The sequence below is a fragment of the Rhizobium pantanalense genome (assembly GCF_030182525.1).
Taxonomy (GTDB): Bacteria; Pseudomonadota; Alphaproteobacteria; order Rhizobiales; family Rhizobiaceae; genus Rhizobium.
In genome coordinates this window covers 122770-140461 of sequence record NZ_JAQJCH010000004.1, presented here as the reverse complement: position 1 = coordinate 140461, position 17692 = coordinate 122770, and the positions used below count along the sequence as shown (strand labels likewise).

The 17692-nt window shown below is 59.1% G+C and carries 13 protein-coding genes and 2 pseudogenes; 7 read left to right on the top strand and 8 right to left on the bottom strand.

Annotated features, from left to right (window positions below; genetic code table 11):
• Positions 1-115: 115 nt before the first annotated feature.
• Together PH558_RS12375 and PH558_RS12370 are read left to right on the top strand one after the other, a co-directional pair.
• Positions 116-649 (top strand): annotated as a pseudogene (locus PH558_RS12375) (GH36-type glycosyl hydrolase domain-containing protein); the annotation flags it as partial.
• A 108-nt stretch (positions 650-757) separates the two neighbouring features.
• Positions 758-1954 carry an OpgC family protein gene (locus PH558_RS12370; protein WP_285205010.1) on the top strand — a complete coding sequence of 399 codons (1197 nt, stop codon included), beginning with the start codon at positions 758-760 and terminating at the stop codon, positions 1952-1954.
• Between the two features lie 94 nt (positions 1955-2048).
• Here PH558_RS12370 and PH558_RS12365 read toward each other — a convergent pair whose 3' ends face one another.
• The 4 genes and pseudogenes from PH558_RS12365 to PH558_RS12355 all read right to left on the bottom strand — a co-directional run bounded on the left by PH558_RS12365 (position 2049) and on the right by PH558_RS12355 (position 5996).
• A complete protein-coding gene (locus PH558_RS12365; RefSeq protein ID WP_095433165.1) occupies positions 2049-2327 on the bottom strand; it encodes a helix-turn-helix domain-containing protein in 279 nt (92 codons plus the stop codon).
• A gap of 15 nt (positions 2328-2342) precedes the next feature.
• Positions 2343-3665, bottom strand: coding sequence for a type II toxin-antitoxin system HipA family toxin (locus PH558_RS12360; protein ID WP_113407964.1), 1323 nt, complete (start codon positions 3663-3665; stop codon positions 2343-2345).
• Between the two features lie 262 nt (positions 3666-3927).
• A pseudogene (locus PH558_RS34365) lies at positions 3928-4101 on the bottom strand (nucleotidyltransferase family protein); the annotation flags it as partial.
• A gap of 125 nt (positions 4102-4226) precedes the next feature.
• The gene (locus PH558_RS12355) at positions 4227-5996 is read right to left on the bottom strand and encodes a glucan ABC transporter ATP-binding protein/ permease (protein ID WP_095433163.1); all 1770 of its coding nucleotides are present in this window, start codon (positions 5994-5996) and stop codon (positions 4227-4229) included.
• A gap of 377 nt (positions 5997-6373) precedes the next feature.
• On the opposite strand from PH558_RS12355, the gene PH558_RS12350 reads away from it, so the two are divergent.
• The 3 genes from PH558_RS12350 (at position 6374) to PH558_RS12340 (ending at position 11296) form a co-directional block, all read left to right on the top strand.
• On the top strand, positions 6374-7114 hold the full coding sequence (locus PH558_RS12350) for a helix-turn-helix transcriptional regulator (RefSeq protein WP_113407962.1): 741 nt from the start codon (positions 6374-6376) through the stop codon (positions 7112-7114).
• A gap of 116 nt (positions 7115-7230) precedes the next feature.
• Positions 7231-10692: a pyruvate carboxylase gene (pyc, locus tag PH558_RS12345; RefSeq protein ID WP_285204623.1), complete on the top strand. Its 3462-nt coding sequence runs from the start codon at positions 7231-7233 to the stop codon at positions 10690-10692.
• 148 nt (positions 10693-10840) lie between these two features.
• The gene (locus tag PH558_RS12340; RefSeq protein WP_095433160.1) at positions 10841-11296 is read left to right on the top strand and encodes a GNAT family N-acetyltransferase; all 456 of its coding nucleotides are present in this window, start codon (positions 10841-10843) and stop codon (positions 11294-11296) included.
• Between the two features lie 10 nt (positions 11297-11306).
• Here the strand turns inward: PH558_RS12340 and PH558_RS12335 are convergent, their stop codons facing one another.
• The 4 genes from PH558_RS12335 to PH558_RS12320 form a co-directional block, all read right to left on the bottom strand.
• On the bottom strand, positions 11307-12551 hold the full coding sequence (locus PH558_RS12335; RefSeq protein ID WP_285204619.1) for an MFS transporter: 1245 nt from the start codon (positions 12549-12551) through the stop codon (positions 11307-11309).
• A 264-nt stretch (positions 12552-12815) separates the two neighbouring features.
• Positions 12816-13577, bottom strand: a complete 762-nt coding sequence (locus PH558_RS12330) for an amino acid ABC transporter ATP-binding protein (RefSeq protein ID WP_095433157.1) — start codon at positions 13575-13577, stop codon at positions 12816-12818.
• Positions 13574-14254, bottom strand: a complete 681-nt coding sequence (locus PH558_RS12325) for an amino acid ABC transporter permease (RefSeq protein WP_015341657.1) — start codon at positions 14252-14254, stop codon at positions 13574-13576. The genes PH558_RS12330 and PH558_RS12325 overlap by 4 nt, the downstream gene beginning before the upstream one ends.
• Positions 14255-14339: 85 nt before the next feature.
• The gene (locus PH558_RS12320; protein ID WP_285204617.1) at positions 14340-15113 is read right to left on the bottom strand and encodes an amino acid ABC transporter substrate-binding protein; all 774 of its coding nucleotides are present in this window, start codon (positions 15111-15113) and stop codon (positions 14340-14342) included.
• Positions 15114-15541: 428 nt separating this feature from the next.
• On the opposite strand from PH558_RS12320, the gene PH558_RS12315 reads away from it, so the two are divergent.
• Positions 15542-16609: an SGNH/GDSL hydrolase family protein gene (locus PH558_RS12315; RefSeq protein ID WP_285204616.1), complete on the top strand. Its 1068-nt coding sequence runs from the start codon at positions 15542-15544 to the stop codon at positions 16607-16609.
• On the top strand, positions 16602-17675 hold the full coding sequence (locus PH558_RS12310; protein ID WP_285204615.1) for an acyltransferase family protein: 1074 nt from the start codon (positions 16602-16604) through the stop codon (positions 17673-17675). The genes PH558_RS12315 and PH558_RS12310 overlap by 8 nt, the downstream gene beginning before the upstream one ends.
• Positions 17676-17692 lie beyond the last annotated feature (17 nt).

Sequence of the window (17692 nt, the reverse complement as noted above, 5' to 3'; positions counted from 1 at the left end):
CGCTGATGTGGGGCCGATGCGGCCCATTTCTTGAAAATCGGGAAGTTTGCGGGTCCGGTCGATCAGGACTGGTCGTTTTTCTCCTCGCGCAGCATCCGATCTTGTTTCATTGGCAAACATTCTCTCCGGCGAAGGCATGAATGCCGTGCTCGACAAGCTCGTCGATGATGAAACCGGATCATCCGGCTGTTCACGCCACCTCTCGCGAAGTTGGCGCGCGATCCGCGCTACATGAAGTCCTAACCGCCTCGTGTGCGGCAATTGCTTCGATATGCTGAACCCGATCAACCACGCACGCGATCGTGATCAGGCCGATACCTATCGTGTAGAGCCCTATGTGGTTGCTGCTGATATCTACGGCGAAGGACAATTAACGTGCCGTGGCGGCTGGACCTGGTATACGGGCTCTGCCGGCTGGCTGTATCGCGTCGCTATCGAAGGCATTCTCGGTATCCGCGTGAAAAACGGACGGCTCTTCGTCAAACCGGCCCTGCCTTCGAACTGGGACGGCTTTGCGGCGGACATCGAACTGCTGAGCGGAAATTACCGTATTTCCGTCTCAAAAGCGCCCGATGCAGCGACATACTCGGTCACGATCAATGACAGGGCGGTCGCCCATCCCGAAGAGGGCTATCCGGTCGGACAGTAGCGTTTCTGCGCTGTTTCACTTCGATGATCGGGGGCCAAGGGGGAACTCTTTGGCCCCGATTGCATTTGAGTGTCGGAACAGGAGAGTTTTATGAATTCGAGGGCGGATATGAGCTCGGTGCCGGCACAACGAGTGAGTTTGCCGAAGCCGGTCTCCCAGAGGGATACCCGACTGGATGTTCTCAGGGCCCTGGCTCTGATCATGATCTTCATCAACCATGTGCCGGGGCAGATCTTCGAGGATTTGACCTCCAAGAATTTCGGATTCTCCGACGGTGCCGAGGCTTTCGTGCTGATCTCCGGCATCTCCGTCGGTCTTGCCTATGGAACCAGGTTTCTTCCGGGCAATCGGTTGAACATGGCATGGAAGGCGATCAGGCGCGCCTTCACGCTCTATACGGCGCACATGATCACGACCTTCGTGACGCTGGTGCTCTTCATTTCCGGCGCGTGGATTTTCCACCAGAAGGGCCTGCTCTGCGAAGTGAATATCCTTGCCCTGCTGATGGACCCGGCGCGCGGCATTCCCGCGCTACTGACGCTTGGGCACCAGATCGGCTACAACAACATTCTGCCCATGTACGGTGCCCTGTTCCTGATGTTGCCGCTGATCATGCTGCTGGAAGCAAGAAGCCCCCTGCTTCTGCTCACAATTTCGGTGGGCGTCTGGCTGGTGTCCGGCATCTATTACATCGCTCCGCATACGACGCTGCTTGAGGGGTTCTGGTTCCTCAATCCGCTATCCTGGCAGCTGCTTTTCGTCATCGGCTTCGTCGCCAGCATGCATGTCAAGCGCGGCGGGCACATCCCTGCTCATCCGGTTCTAATCGCGTTGGCCTGCACCTATGTGCTCGTCTCCTTTATCTGGGTGACCGACAAGCTGTGGATACTCGGCGACTACCTTGCCATGCTCGGCCTGCCGACCGTTGTCACCGGCTTCGACAAGACTTTCCTGTCGCTGCCGCGGCTGCTGCATGTTCTGGCGCTCGCCTATCTGATCATCAGTATCCCCGCCATTTCGGCGTTTCTGCGCCGCTCGGCCAATCACCCGCTGACGATCCTCGGGCGGCATTCGCTGAACATCTTCGTTGCGGGCACCATCCTCGCCATGGCCGGCCAGGTCCTTCTCTATGTGACCAACAAGAGCCCCGTCGTCGGCGCCATCTATGTCGTCTTCGGCATCGCCGCGCAGTTCCTCTATGCCTATCATCTCGAGCACAAGCGGCTTGAGCTTGCCGGCGAGCGCGCGGCGAAGAAGCCTGCCGCACCAACTGCAATGCCTGCGCATTTCGGAAAGCGTCACTGAAGGCTTCTGCGAGGGCCTTCACGCTCACCCCGTCTGCGGCAGAGCTATCGCATATGTGGGACGAGGACCGAAAACTCCTGGAATAGGCAGCGGTTCAACTGCTTTTAGGAACAAAGCCAATTCCGAACCCAAACAATCGACCAATCTTTTCTAAGGTTTCAAGTGTGGGGTTTGCCATACCTGATTCAATCTCAGCAACTTGGCGCCTTGTAAGTGACAGGGTCTTGGCGAATTCCTCTTGGGTCATTCCGAACCCTTTTCGTATCTCCATCACAGCATCCGGCAGCCTAAGGTCCCCTTGTCGAGCACGCTCCGCCAGCCTTCGTCTGTTTTCAAGAATTTCTTCCTTCGTGGGCTTCTTCCATCGGGCCATTACATTCCTCAGGCATCACCGGCATGCCGCCACAACGTTATCCGCGATTTCCTTACAGCGCCCCATGGCACGCTCTAACACCTCTGGAGATGCCCCCATGCGCTTCGCCAGCTCTGGCGCGTGCTGCAGATGTTGTGCAAATGCACAGATAGAAGCCATTAGGAGTTCCTGCTCGGCAGGAACGGGCATCAGTTCAGTACAAATGCGTTTCCAATCCGGAAGATGGTCGCGACCACCATCGCGCATCACGGCCCATCGGGTGGAGCGGACAATTCCCTCCTTGGCGAGCCGCATGGGAGCGAAGTCAAAGAGCGGAGATAGGCGGATCGTGCCGTCCTGATGCTTGCTGAGTGCTGAATTCCGGCCGTGATTGTCAGGATTGCCGAGCGCCAGGTTAGCGATGTCGCGCTTTAGGTATTCGACTATGTCCGCGAAGGGATCGGCTGAAAATTGACGCAGAACTTCGATATAGGCCTCATGCGTGCCGACATGGCCGAAGTCGGCCACTCCAACCGCTGACACTAGGCTTTCCTGGCCCAGTCGAACTGTTCCCCCGCGTTCCATCTTCCTCCGATCGAAACGGGGAATGATCAAGATGCCTTCGGCGTAAGTCGAGGGTTCGCTGACGTTCAGACCGATCTTTTGGGCGATCCGGGAATAGAGGGCTTCGCCTTCAAGAATTAGGCGGTCTACGGGCTCGTTGCTGCGTACCAGCTTGACGATGACATGGCGCACGGCCTCGTCATCGGTGACGAAACTGTCAGGATAGTAGAGCCCGTCTTTCGCCTTGGTCATTGAGACCTTCGGCCATTCGCCTTGCAGGCCGCTTGAGCCAGAGGCGAGCATTCCAAAGCGATCAGCGATTTCCATGAAACGATCTGAGCGCTCAAGAATCTCCGCTTCTGTAACGCCTTGACGCTCAACACCTCGCAATCTTTCCGTTTCGGCTTCAGCTGCTTCCTTGATGCGGATGTTGCCAATGCCACCAGTAGCTGATCGCAGAAGCAGCGGGAGATCGGAGGCGCGTGAGCCTTCCGCGAGCCCAAGGTGTTCGGCAAGCTTTCGCCTTGCATGGCCCTGCGGCATGAGGTCCAAGAGGAAGGGCGGCCAGCTACGGCTATATCGATTTTCGAGATCTACGGGATAACGGACCGACAAGGCGCGATGGTCATGAACTGTCTTTCCGGCCGCAAATTCTGCTGATGCCATTGTAACGAAGTAGTCCAGATCGTAATCGACGATGGACGCGCCCTGAAAGCCGGCGTCGTCGTCCTTTAGCTCTAGGGCCGCAGCGTAATGCCACTCATGATTTAAATGGGTTTGGAGCGTTAGGCGCATTTAATGACCCTTTCAGTGGATCAATTAATGCATCTTTTTTATTTATTCAACCCATCAAAGTGGGTTGAATAATTTTTGTCAAAATTGCCAACTATCAAAACGCGGCCAACGTTTATCGCGCACCAGTGTTCCTATAGACAACATCCGTGGGCCGGTCGGAAGCTGCGGCTAGCTTGCGTTTCAGCAAGAACGTTTGATGACTGGGTTCCTCGTGGCCCGATGCCGAAGGGTATCGAGATCGGGGCCCCCGCGACGCTGGATGTGAAAATGCAACAGATCCGATTGGGACGGCCCGCAGTCGAAACAACCCGGCTTCCGCAAGGGCCTTGGTGATGTCTCCAGCGAATGGGTCTGGGCCGGGGAGACCAGCACGACGCAAGGAACTGACCATGCGCCGGCGCTCCTTGATGTTATCCTTGATCTGCTTGTGGGCTCGCGAAAACATTATAACCAGGGCAGAATTCCGGTTGGCGCTTGTTTCACAATGTCGTCCGCTCACAGTAGCAAAAAAGCCGGGAGAGCGTCGCTCTCCCGGCTTTGATCTTGGGCCCCTTGCGAAGATCAGGCAGCTTCGTTTTCCGTCGTGTGTGCCTTGCGGACTTCCTCGTCCGTCAGGATACCGCTGGCGCGCAGCAGGGCGGCGAAGCGACCATTGCTCTGGCTGAGCTCGTTGAAGCTGCCATTCTCGATGATGCGGCCGTTGTCCAGGAAGAGGACCATGTCAGCCTCGCGAACCGTCGACAGACGGTGCGCAATGATGAAGGTCGTGCGGTTCTGGCGCAGGTTGTCGATCGCCGTCTTGACCCGGTTTTCAGTTTCGACGTCGAGTGCACTGGTCGCTTCGTCGAGTACGAGGATCGGAGCGTCCTTCAGGATGGCGCGGGCGATTGCGATACGCTGGCGTTCACCACCCGAGAGCTTGTTGCCACGCTCGCCGACGCGGGTATCGTAGCCGCCTTCGCGGGTTTCGATGAAGTCGTTGGCGGCGGCGGCTTGAGCTGCGCGGATCATTTCCTCCTGGGTCGCACCTTCACGGCCAAGGCGGATGTTGTCGCTGATCGAACGGTTCAGCAAGCCGGCATCCTGGAAGACGGTGGCGATGAAGCGACGTAGCGACTTGCGGGTCACCTTGGTGATGTCGTGACCGTCGACGAGGATCTGGCCCTTCTGTGGATCGAAGACGCGCTGCAGCAGGTTGACGAGCGTCGTCTTGCCGGCGCCGGTCGGGCCGACGATAGCGACAGTCTGGCCAGCCTTCACCTTGAAGGAGATGTCGTGCAGGCCCTGCGACGAGTTGGCGAAGCCGAAGGATACATCGCGGAACTCCACTTCACCCTTGACGTCCTTGATTTCAGCAAGGCCGGCCGGCTCTTCACGGTCACGAACCGAATCTTCCAGCGTGTAGAAGTCTTCGAGCTTGGCGCGCGCTTCGAAAATCTGGTTTGCGAAGTTGCGCAGCTGCTCCAGGCGGCCGATCAGCACGTTGGCGAAGGCAATGAATGTGATGAGAGCGCCGAGGCTCAGGCTGCCGTCCTGAACGAGAACGGTGCCGATCATCAGGATTGCCATCATAGCAACGGTCGAAGCCGTGCGGTTCAGTGCGCCGGCAAGCGCCCACCAGTCGAGGACCGGATACTGGGCCTCCAGCAGGCGTTCGGTGAACGACTTCAGCGCCTTGGTTTCAGCTTCGATGCGGTTGTAGCTGTGCAGCACCGAAACGTTGCTGATCGAGTCGCTCACATGCGAGAAGACGGTGTTGTAGTGGCTCTCGACCGAGGTCTGGCCATCCTTCGTGCGGCTCATGACCAGACGGCCGATGAACCAGTAGAAGACGCCCAGCAGGATGAGAACCGCGGACAGGCGCAGGTCCATCGAAATCGCGGTCGGGATCATGATGACGAGCGCGACAGCGGTCGACAGATGATTGCGCATGAATTCCAGCCACAGGCCGAACAGTGCTTCGCAGGCGCGAAGCAGCGTGTTCAGCGCGCTCGCCGTGCCGCGCTGGCTATGCCAGGAGAGCGGCATCGAGATGATGCGGCCGAATGCTTCTGTCAGGAGCGAGGCGCGGCGGCCATGCGCAAGGCGGTCGGCCTCGCGGGACACCACGATGAAGGCGACAGCACTGAAGACGGCGAAGCCCGCCCACAGCATCATAGTCGGCGTGACGGCTTCTTTCTTGGCAATGGCGTCGAAGATGCGGCCGAACAGAACCGGTTCATAGATGGTGGTCATCGCAAGCGCAATGTTTGCGATCACGACCATCCAAACGCGGTAGCGATACGCGCCAAGATACTTCAGGGCTCTTGCATAGACTTTGAACAGTGACACGTCAGGCACCCTCTTTGCATCAGCAAAACTCGGAATGCTGCGACACTACAGATCGGTACCTGAACCGGCGATTAACGGAATCTGAAGCTGTTTTTTCAAGGGAATTTCCCGCGTGGCGCGTGCTGTCGAAGCGAGGTGCTATCGGCCGCCGCAGAAATGTGACAATTTGGGGTCGACCCCGCCGCGACATCATCCGTTACTATTAAGTCACGCCGAAGGCGGCCATTCAGGGTTGAATGGTAAAAAAATCGCCAAAGGCGTTCAATTTCGCGCCGGCCTGAGTATGTTGCCGGCGATTAAGCGCGCTATGGGGCCAGGCGAGCAGGGTGGCAATGCTCGTCCGCCAATAATTCAGGCTGCGAGGCCGAGGGGTAAATGTGAATATCCATTCGCTAATACAATTGCTTGTGGTTATCGAAGAATGCGAGCGTACAAAGGATGTCGTGGCCGAGCTTGAGCTTGTGCTCCATTCCTACAAATTCGATTTCTACGGCCTGCTGCGGCAGACGAGGCCGAATGTCGATATCGCCAACTTCATGCTGGCAGGCCGCTGGCCCGATCAATGGCCGCTGACCTATGTCCGCAAGAGATACATGCTCGTCGATCCGGTGGCGCGCTATGCCACCCGGGCGCAACGCCCCTTCCGCTGGAGCGATGCCGTGGCTGCGCACAAATCGGATCCGCTCCGACGCCGGATGGAACAGATGATGGCTGATGCCCGTGCCAACGGGCTCATCGACGGCTATATTTTTCCGATTCACGGACGAAGCGGTCTGCTCGGCAGCATGACGATCGGCGGTGAGGCGGTCGATCTTTCGCCGACGGAGCTTTCGCTTTTCGATGCCGTGGCCAGAAAGGCCTTCTGGCGGCTGCTGGAGCTGCGTGACGAAGCGCAATTGCTCGAGGAGCAGGGGAACGCCGATCTCAAACTGACCAAACGCGAGATGGAGGTGCTCAACCATCTGGCCGACGGCATGACGTCGATCGAGATCAGCCGGCTGCTGACGATCTCCAATCATACCGTCGACTGGTACATGAACAGCATCCAGGACAAGCTGAAGGCCAGAAATCGGCAGCACATCGTTGCCATCGCTTTTAGAAACGGACTTATTCCGTAACGGCAACTATTTTGATGTCGGATGTCGCAGGAGAAATTGAACTTCCTGTGACAAGAAGTTAAGAATTCTCTTCGCGGGTGCAGCATTGCCCGTTTCGATGCCGTGAGGAGACAGCATTGCCCATATCCAAGATCCTGGTTGCCAACCGTTCCGAAATCGCCATCCGCGTATTCCGCGCCGCCAACGAGCTTGGCATAAAAACGGTGGCCATCTGGGCCGAGGAAGACAAACTCGCGCTGCATCGCTTCAAGGCCGACGAGAGCTATCAAGTCGGCCGCGGCCCGCATCTTGCCCGCGATCTCGGGCCGATCGAGAGCTATCTGTCGATCGACGAGATCATCCGCGTCGCCAAGCTTTCCGGCGCCGATGCCATCCATCCAGGTTACGGCCTGCTGTCGGAAAGCCCGGAATTCGTCGATGCCTGTGATGCCGCCGGCATCATCTTCATCGGCCCGCGCGCCGATACGATGCGCCAGCTCGGCAACAAGGTGGCCGCCCGCAATCTTGCGATCTCGGTCGGCGTGCCTGTCGTGCCGGCAACCGATCCCTTGCCTGACGATATGAAGGAAGTCGCCAAGATGGCGGCCGAGATCGGCTATCCGGTCATGCTCAAGGCCTCTTGGGGCGGCGGCGGCCGCGGCATGCGCGTCATCCGCTCCGAGGCTGATCTTGCCAAGGAAGTGACGGAAGCCAAGCGCGAGGCGAAGGCCGCCTTCGGCAAGGACGAGGTCTATCTCGAAAAGCTCGTCGAGCGTGCCCGCCATGTCGAAAGCCAGATTCTCGGTGACACGCATGGCAATGTCGTGCATCTGTTCGAACGTGACTGTTCGGTTCAGCGCCGCAACCAGAAGGTCGTCGAGCGTGCGCCGGCCCCCTATCTCACCGATGCGCAGCGCCAGGAGCTGGCCGCCTATTCGCTGAAGATCGCCAAGGCGACGAATTATGTCGGCGCCGGTACCGTCGAATATCTGATGGATGCCGACACGGGCAAATTCTACTTCATCGAAGTCAATCCGCGCATTCAGGTCGAGCATACGGTGACCGAAGTCGTCACCGGCATCGATATCGTCAAGGCGCAGATTCATATTCTCGACGGCTTTGCCATCGGCACCCCGGAATCGGGCGTTCCGAAGCAGGAAGACATTCGACTCAACGGCCATGCGCTGCAGTGCCGCGTGACGACGGAAGATCCGGAGCACAATTTCATTCCGGATTATGGCCGCATCACCGCCTATCGTTCTGCGTCCGGCTTCGGCATCCGTCTCGACGGCGGCACCTCCTATACCGGCGCGATCATCACCCGTTATTATGACCCGCTGCTAGTGAAGGTGACGGCCTGGGCGCCGAACCCGCAAGAGGCGATCGCCCGCATGTACCGTGCGCTGCGCGAATTCCGCATCCGCGGTGTCGCGACGAACCTGACATTCCTCGAAGCGATCATCACGCACGAGAAATTCCGTGACAACAGCTACACGACGCGCTTCATCGATTCGACGCCGGAACTGTTCCAGCAGGTCAAGCGCCAGGACCGCGCCACGAAGCTTCTGACCTATCTCGCCGACGTCACCGTCAACGGCCATCCGGAAACGCGCGGTCGTCCGGTGCCTTCGCCCAAAGTGGCGCAACCTGTGCTGCCCTATATCGATGGCAATATCCCCGATGGCACCAAGCAGTTGCTGGACAAGCTCGGTCCTCAGAAATTCGCCGAGTGGATGCGCAACGAGAAGCGCGTGCTGATGACAGACACGACGATGCGCGACGGCCATCAATCGCTGCTTGCGACCCGCATGCGCACCTATGACATCGCCAGCATCGCCGGCACCTATGCGCGTGCCCTGCCGCAGCTTCTGTCATTGGAATGCTGGGGCGGCGCCACCTTCGACGTCTCCATGCGTTTCCTGACGGAAGATCCATGGGAACGTCTGGCGCTGATCCGCGAGGGCGCGCCGAACCTGCTGCTGCAAATGCTGCTGCGCGGCGCCAACGGCGTCGGCTATACCAATTATCCAGACAATGTCGTGAAATATTTCGTCCGCCAGGCGGCCAAGGGCGGCGTCGATCTCTTCCGCGTCTTCGACTGCTTGAACTGGGTCGAGAACATGCGCGTGTCGATGGATGCGGTTGCAGAGGAGAACAAGCTCTGCGAAGCGGCGATCTGCTACACGGGCGACATTCTCAATTCGGCGCGGCCGAAGTACGACCTGAAATATTATACCGATCTCGCTGTCGAGCTGGAAAAGGCCGGTGCCCATATCATCGCGCTGAAGGATATGGCGGGCTTGCTGAAGCCGGCCGCGGCCAAGGTGTTGTTCAAGGCGCTGCGCGAGGCGACCGGTCTGCCGATCCATTTCCATACGCATGATACCTCGGGCATTGCCGCCGCGACCGTGCTTGCCGCCGTCGATGCCGGCGTCGATGCCGTGGATGCCGCGATGGATGCGCTGTCGGGCAATACCTCGCAGCCCTGCCTCGGCTCGATCGTCGAAGCCCTCAAGGGCTCCGAGCGTGATCCGGGTCTCGACCCCGAATGGATCCGCCGCATCTCCTTCTACTGGGAAGCCGTGCGCCATCAGTACGCCGCCTTCGAAAGTGATCTCAAGGGACCGGCCTCGGAAGTCTATCTGCACGAAATGCCCGGCGGCCAGTTCACCAACCTCAAGGAACAGGCGCGCTCGCTCGGGCTTGAGACCCGCTGGCACCAGGTGGCGCAGGCTTATGCCGATGCGAACCAGATGTTCGGCGATATTGTCAAGGTAACGCCGTCGTCCAAGGTTGTCGGCGACATGGCGCTGATGATGGTCAGCCAGGACCTGACGGTCGCCGATGTCGAAAACCCGGCCAAGGATATCGCCTTCCCGGATTCGGTCGTCTCGATGCTGAAGGGCGATCTCGGCCAACCGCCGTCCGGGTGGCCGCAAGCACTGCAGAAGAAGGCGCTGAAGGGCGACAAACCCTATACGGTGCGCCCCGGTTCGCTGCTTGCCGAGGCCGATCTCGATGCGGAGCGTAAGATCATCGAGACCAAGCTGGAGCGCAAGGTCGACGATTTCGAATTCGCGTCCTACCTAATGTATCCGAAGGTCTTCACCGATTACGCGCTGGCCGCCGACACCTACGGCCCGGTCTCGGTGCTGCCGACGCCGGCATACTTCTATGGTCTCAAGGAAGGTGATGAGCTCTTTGCCGAGATCGAGAAAGGCAAGACGCTCGTCATCGTCAACCAGGCGATGACAGCGACCGACGAGAAGGGCATGGTGACGGTATTCTTCGAGCTCAATGGCCAGCCGCGCCGTATCAAGGTGCCGGATCGCGCCCATGGGGCTTCCGGCAGTGCCGTGCGCCGCAAGGCCGAGACCGGCAATGCCGCCCATGTCGGCGCGCCGATGCCGGGCGTCATCTCCACGGTCTTCGTCTCGCCCGGCCAGGCGATCAAGGCCGGCGACGTGCTTGTTTCCATCGAGGCCATGAAGATGGAGACGGCGCTGCACGCCGAAAAGGATGGCACGATCTCCGAGGTGCTGGTGCGCGCCGGCGACCAGATCGACGCCAAGGATCTGCTCGTCGTCTACGGCGCATAATCCAAGCTTCGCTGAGATACGAAGGCGGCCCAATCTGGCCGCCTTTTCGTCGCGGGTATCCGAGATCGGCTCTCCATGTGCGAACGCGACGAAGGAATTCCATAGCTTTCATGTCGGATCATGGTAGCCAGGCCGAGGAGGCAGAGGCATGACGAGAGCGTTTTCCTTGCGGGCGGCCACCGTTGCCGATGTCGACGGCATCCGGGCGCTCACGCGCGAGGCCTATGGCAAATGGGTGCCGCTTATCGGCCGTGAGCCCCTGCCGATGACAGCAGATTATGCAGAGGCCGTGCGCAAGCATCGTATCGATCTTTTGGAGGCCAATGGTGAGCTTTTGGCGTTGATCGAGATGGTGCCGAGAGAGGATCACCTGTTGATCGAGAACGTCGCCGTCTCGCCGCGACATCAGGGAAAGGGCATCGGCCGGAAACTGCTAGTTCATGCCGAGCAGGTTGCGGCCGAGCTCGGCGTGAGTGACATGCGGCTTTACACCAACAAGCGTTTTGTCGAGAACGTGCAGCTCTACCTCAGATATGGTTATGCGATCGACCGCGAGGAGCCACTGAAAGATGGTTTCCTTGTCCATATGAGCAAGCGCATCTGATAGGCGCCAGCTACCTCCGTTTTTCGATCAACGCAGCCCAGACTGCCGCCACTAGCGCGAGTACAGCGGATGCCAGCATCAAGGCGAAGAGCACATGGATCGTTGGCAATCGTGCAATGAACAGCCCGCCGATCGAGCCGATCAGCGCGCCGCCAGCAATTCGCATGGCAGCGGCGAGGCCTGCTGCCGTTCCCACAATATCCGATCTGACCGACATGGCACCGCTATTGGCGGCCGGCATCGTGAGGCCGTTGCCGATGCCGATGAAGATGCAGGGGCCGAAGAGCGCCAGAACCTCAACCATGCCCGATAGCGACAAGGCGAGCCCAATTGACAGACCAACGCAGGTCAGCAGCCGCGCAATGATGAGGATTGTGCCGAGCGGGATTCTTGCGCCATGGCGGCCAGCCAGATAGCTGCCGAGAATGAAGCCGGCGGGAACGAGGCCCATGTAGAAGCCAAGCTTGGCGCTCGAACCGCCGAGCGCATCGCCTATCGTCAGCGGCGCTCCGCCGAGAAAGATGTAGAGCACGCCCATCGAGCACACCATGCAGAGCGTATAGGCCCAGAAGCGCGCGGAATGCAAAAGCAGGGCATAGGAGGCAAGATAGTTTCCGCGCGCGGCTGACGCCGGCGCTTTCGATCCTTTCAGTTCGCGCAAGGACAGAAGAAAGGCGGCAATGCCGAAGATCGCAAGGACGATGAAGCTTGCCCGCCAGCCGAAAAGCTCGTCCAGCGAACCGCCGAACAGAGGGCCGACCATGGGCGCCAATGCCCATCCCATGGCGAGATAGCCGAACTTGCTGGCAGCCTGACGCTCGTCGGATGTTTCCTTGATGATGACGAGGGCGACGGAATAACATGGTCCGATGCAGGCCTGCATCATGCGGCACAGCAGGAAGATGCCGATATTCGGCGCGAGAACGCAGCCAATCGAAGCGACGATGAAGATCGAGAGCGCCGTCAGGACGACTGGCCGGCGGCCGAACCGGTCCGATATCGCGCCACCGATAGCCTCAAGGGAAGCGGTGACAATGGAGAAGCCGGCAACCGATAGGTTGACGAGGGCGAAATCGGCCTGGAATGTCGCTGCGATCTTCGGCAGCGACGGCAGGATCATGTTAACAGGCAGCACGGCAAGCGCCGAGAGCAGGATGAGGGTTATCAGCCGCGGCTGTGCGGCGGCTCTTCTGGTGGTCGTGTCGTCGGTTGCTTGCTTGGCTGAATGGTCGATGCGGCTTTCGGTGCGCGTCATGGCCTTGTCCGTCGTTGAGTGGGGAGTCGAGGAAGATCTGACAGGTGCAGCCCGGATTTCAGGCAATAAAAAAGGCCCCGTCAGGAGCCTGTTTACCGCGCATGGGTGCTTTCGCCGGATGGTTACACCATCCTGCCCATGCGCCTTCCTACCACTCCGAGAACGAGTGCCGTGTTCATGGCATTAGAGCTAACCGCAAAGCGGCCCAGCGTCAATGCGCGGCCTGCTCCAAGACAGGATCGCTTTTCGATGCGGGCCGGCGGCTCAAATATCGTAGCTGAGCCCGGAATTCAGCGTCGAAATGAATTGCTTCGTCCGCTCCTGTGCCGGATTGGAGAAGATATTGCGCGAGGAGCCGGTCTCGACGATGTTGCCCGCCTCCAGGAACACGACGTTGTTGGCGATCTTCGAGGCAAGCCGCAGGTCATGCGTTGCCATGACCATGGTCGTGCCTTCGTTGGCGAGCTTGCCCAGCACGTCGACTACTTCGGCCGCCAATTCCGGATCGAGCGCCGAGGTGGGTTCGTCACAGAGCAGCACGCGCGGTGAGGGGGCGAGCGCCCGGGCGATGGCGACGCGCTGCTGCTGGCCGCCCGAGAGCGTCGAGGGCCAGGCATCGATCTTGTGTGCCATGCCGACCTTGGTCAGAAGCTCGACGGCGCGGGCGCGGGCCTTATCCTGAGGCCAGCGCAGCACGGTCGTCAGGCCCTCCATGACGTTCTGGATTGCGGTCTGATGCGGAAAGAGCTGGAAATTCTGGAAGACCATGCCCGTCTGGCGGCGGATCTTCTGGATGTCCTGCCAGGACGGCTTCTTGCCCGGCTGGAAGGTGGCCGTCTCCCCTCCGATGCGGATCGTTCCGGCGGTCGGGATTTCCAAAAGGTTGATGCAGCGAAGCAGCGTGCTCTTGCCACCGCCCGAGGGGCCCACAAGTGCCGTCACCGTTCCCTCGGGGATCATCAGGCTAATATCCTTGAGGATGACAATGTCGCCGAAGCGTTTTTCGATATGCGAAAGCTCGATCATGCCTGTGCCTCCAGCGTGCCGCCCGAGCGGGCGAAGCGGCGTTCGAGGTAGCCCTGCAGCGTCGAAAGAAAGGTGCTGAGCACGAGATAGATGATGGCGGCCTCGATATAGAGGATCAGCGGCTCATAGGTCGTCGCCACGATGCGCTGCGCGGCCTGGAACAGCTCGGGCACGGTGATGGCGGCGGCGAGCGACGTATCCTTGACCAGCGAAATGAAGGTGTTCGACAGGGGCGGCACCGCGACGCGGGCTGCCTGTGGGAGGATGGTGCGGCTCATGGCCTGGCGCCAGTTCATGCCGATCGAATAGGCGGCTTCCCACTGACCTTTCGGCACGGAGGAAATGACGGCGCGGATGATCTCGGACGTATAGGCGCCGACGCTCAGCGTAAAGCCGATGATGGCGGCGGGAAAGGCGTCGAGCAGGATGCCCAGGCTCGGCAGGCCGTAGAAAATGACGAAGAGCTGCACCAGAAGCGGCGTGCCGCGGATCACCCAGACATAGAAGCGGGCGATGGCCACGAACGGCGCTGGCGCGAACAGCCTGACGACGGCGGTGAGCAGGCCGAGCAGAAGGCCAAGCACGAAGGTGATCAAGGTGAGCGGGATGGTGAAGACGAGCCCCGCCCAAAGCAGCGTGCCCAGTGACTCCCACATCAGTTGCAGCCAATGCTCCAAGGAGAAGCCTTTCGATAAGAGAATGCGTCCGGAGGTGACCCCGGACGCATCTTTTTCACAGTTTTATGTCTCTGCCTATGCCTTCTTACTTCGAAACGTCCTGGCCGAAGTATTTCTTGGAGATCTTGTCATAGGTGCCGTCGGCCTTGATGTCGGCCAGCGCCTTGTTGATCGCATCAAGCAGTTCCGGCTCGCCCTTGCGGATGATGACGGCAGAGAAATCGGCATTGGCCTGCTGGGCGACGATCTTCACCGGCGCGTCGGGCTTGTGCTTCTTGAAATCGAGGAAGGAGAGGCTGTCGTTGATGGTCGCATCGGCGCGGCCGGTCAGCACGAGCTGGATCGACTGGTCGAAACCGTCAGTGCCGACGAGTTCGGCGCCCGATTCGGTTGCGAGCTTGCCGAAGTTGCTGGTCAGCGACTGTGCCGCCTTCTTGCCCTTGAGATCGGCGAAATCCTTGATGCCGGTGTTGCTGTCCTTGACGATCAGCACGGCCTTGGAGGCGATATAGGGCTCGGAGAAGTCATACTTCTTCTTGCGGGCCTCTGTGACGCCGACTTCGTTGATGACGGCATCGTAGCGGTTGGCATCGAGGCCGGCGATCAGGCCATCCCACTTGCCTTCCAGGAACTGCACCTTGACGCCGAGCTTGGCGGCGATGGCTTCCGCGATCTCGACATCGAAGCCGGTCAGCTTGCCGCTCTCGTCATGAAAGGTGAAGGGCGCATAGGTGCCCTCCGTGCCGACCTTGAATACGCCGGCCGACTGGATCGCCTTGAGGTTTTCGCCGGCATGGGCGGGGAGCAGGAACGCAGCCTGCACGAGGGCGGCGGCGGCAACAGTCTTCAACCAGTTCATCGTTCTCTTCCGTTTCTGGAGCGGTTTCATTCAATGTCGCATACATCGCAGAAAAATTGCATCGCGAAAGCGTAGAAAACTGCGAGATAAATGGGCAATTGCGAATATTTTTCTCAAAGAACAGCGGAGCGAGCCGTCAGGAGAAGCGAGGCTTCCATCTCCGTCGATAATTGCCGACCAATGTGGCAGCGCAGCATAGTGACAATTCTCGATATTGCCCTACTTCTCCAAATGTTGCTCCATTTCTCTCAATGTTGTCTCTCTACAATATTTGGTTGTGTATTTGGTGCGACACTATTCATGCAGGGCATGCGCGCTATCAACGTCTCCTGTCGGTCCGCCGGGAGGGGCCGGCGGCAATCAAAATGCGTTTCTATTAGGAATTGCGGTGCGGGAATTGATCTAACACAGCCCGAAGAGGTGACGAATTGCCCATCATTGCGCGCTGGCGGCATTGGCTGGTTCGTGAGCTTCACGTCGTGGCTGCGTCACTTCTTCTGAGCGTGTTGGCATTAATGCCGACCTTTGCGGCGGAAACGATCGAGCGGCCGTCGAAATGGATCGGCCGCGTTGCGGCCAGCGATGCGGCTTTTGGCTGGCCCGGTAGCGGTTTTGCGCTGCGTTTCGAAGGTACCTCGCTCTCGGTTACCCTCGTTGATACCGGGCAAAACAGCCTGGAGATCGAATTGGACGGCGTTCCTCAGCGCCTTGATCTGCAGGCGGGGCAGCACCGATACCAGCTTGCCGATGGTTTGCAGCGAGGCGTCCATAGCGTTCGCGCGACGCGCCGCACCGAAGGATGGGTTGGCGATACCATATTCGTTTCCGCCGAAACCGACGGGTCGTTCCGCCCAGCGGAAGCGTCGAGCGACGAGATGGTGGCAATAGGAGACTCCATCACTGCAGGCTATGGCGTCGAGGGTGCCGGTCCCGGATGCAAATTTACCCCCGGAACTGAAAATCAATATCTGACATATGCCGCCGTCGCAGCGCGTAGCCTCGGGATGGAGCTTACGACGCTCGCGGTTTCGGGAATCGGCCTTTCGCGCGCTCGCAAGGGCACGAAAACCATGCTTGACGTCATCGACAATGGGACGCTGTTGAGAAGCGGCGCACCTGGTCTTCCTGACGAGCACGTTTCCACGGTCGTCATCAATCTAGGGACGAACGATTTTTCGGACGGCAAGAATCCCGACGATTTCGGCGGGGAATACGCCAAGCTTCTCTCCAGGCTCAGATATCAGTTTCCAAAAGCGTATCTCTACGCCGCGCTCGGGCCGATGATGCCTCAGAAGGATTTCGATACGGCGGAGAAAGCAATCAAGGCCGTCGTCCAGACGAGCGCCGCGAAAGGCGAAAGTCGCCTGCGATATCTGAATTTACGTGTCAAACCGAAGGATTTTGGATGCAACTGGCATCCAAGCCGCAGCACGCAGGCGGCAATGGCGGATGTGTTGGAACAAGCAATCAAAGCGGATCGGGGCCGTCATGGTTAACGAGCAGGTGCTTTCCATGCGGCGGTCAAACTCGAAACAATTGGACTCTCTCCAGTTTCTCCGGTTTGTGGCCGCCTTCTCCGTCGTTCTCTTTCATTTCGGACGCACGCTTGTGCTCGAGTACCATGTCGATCGCAATTATTTCGACATGGGTGCTGCCGGCGTCGACATTTTCTTCGTCCTGAGCGGCTTCATCATCAGCTATTCCTCCGATCCGAGACGCGGGCTTGTCTATTTCGCACGCAAGCGCGTTGCGAGAATAGTTCCGCTCTATTGGTTGCTGACGCTGGTGATCGTCTTGATTGCGCTCGTGAAGCCCAACCTGCTCAATTCGACTGTGGTGACGGTGGACACGGTCGTCAAATCCCTGCTTTTCATCCCTTATCAGAAAAGCGGAGGCGCCGTACAACCGATCCTTTTCCTGGGCTGGACGCTTTGTTACGAGGTGTTTTTCTACCTGATCTACGGCGCCTGCCTGATCTTTGGCGCCAGGGCAACCTGGTTCGCCTCCGCAGCCATCCTCTTCCTGATCGCGCTGCATGAGATTTGGCCCGCGGGATCTGTCGAATGGCGTTTCTACACAAATCCGATCTTGATCGAATTCGTTCTCGGCATGATGCTTCACAAGGCATATTCGGCTTACAGCGCCATCAGGAGCGGATCGAATGCTGCCGCCTTCGTGCTCGTTCTCCTGGCATGCGGGGCTTACTTCTTCATCGTGACACTTGCCGGTCCCAGTCTCTTTGCCTCAAGCCTGTTTGCGGTCCTCTTCGTCGCTGGCTTCCTGCTCATGCGGCTGCCGTCCGGGAAACTTTGGGCCGTTCTGGTTCTGCTGGGAGATGCGTCCTACTCGCTCTATCTCATTCACCCCTACACGTTTCAGCTTCCGGTCAAATTGTTGGGCAAGCACTTCTCCCTGCCCGTTGTGACCGGGATATTGGCGCTGGTCACGCTTTGCACGATCGGGATCTCGGTGGCGCTTCTCAAGTTCTTCGAGCGGCCGATGCAGGCTCTTTTGATGCGGCGGCCGAAACTCGTCGAGGGAACTGCCGCCGTGGCGGAGTGAAATGCGACTTCTCGTTG

What these genes read in the sequence shown, in the direction of transcription:
- PH558_RS12370 (WP_285205010.1), top strand. Translation starts at nt 758, where the DNA reads ATGAGCTCGGTGCCGGCACAACGAGTGAGTTTGCCGAAGCCGGTCTCC.
- PH558_RS12365 (WP_095433165.1), bottom strand. Translation starts at nt 2,327, where the DNA reads ATGGCCCGATGGAAGAAGCCCACGAAGGAAGAAATTCTTGAAAACAGA.
- PH558_RS12360 (WP_113407964.1), bottom strand. Translation starts at nt 3,665, where the DNA reads ATGCGCCTAACGCTCCAAACCCATTTAAATCATGAGTGGCATTACGCT.
- PH558_RS12340 (WP_095433160.1), top strand. Translation starts at nt 10,841, where the DNA reads ATGACGAGAGCGTTTTCCTTGCGGGCGGCCACCGTTGCCGATGTCGAC.
- PH558_RS12335 (WP_285204619.1), bottom strand. Translation starts at nt 12,551, where the DNA reads ATGACGCGCACCGAAAGCCGCATCGACCATTCAGCCAAGCAAGCAACC.
- PH558_RS12330 (WP_095433157.1), bottom strand. Translation starts at nt 13,577, where the DNA reads ATGATCGAGCTTTCGCATATCGAAAAACGCTTCGGCGACATTGTCATC.
- PH558_RS12320 (WP_285204617.1), bottom strand. Translation starts at nt 15,113, where the DNA reads ATGAACTGGTTGAAGACTGTTGCCGCCGCCGCCCTCGTGCAGGCTGCG.
- PH558_RS12310 (WP_285204615.1), top strand. Translation starts at nt 16,602, where the DNA reads ATGGTTAACGAGCAGGTGCTTTCCATGCGGCGGTCAAACTCGAAACAA.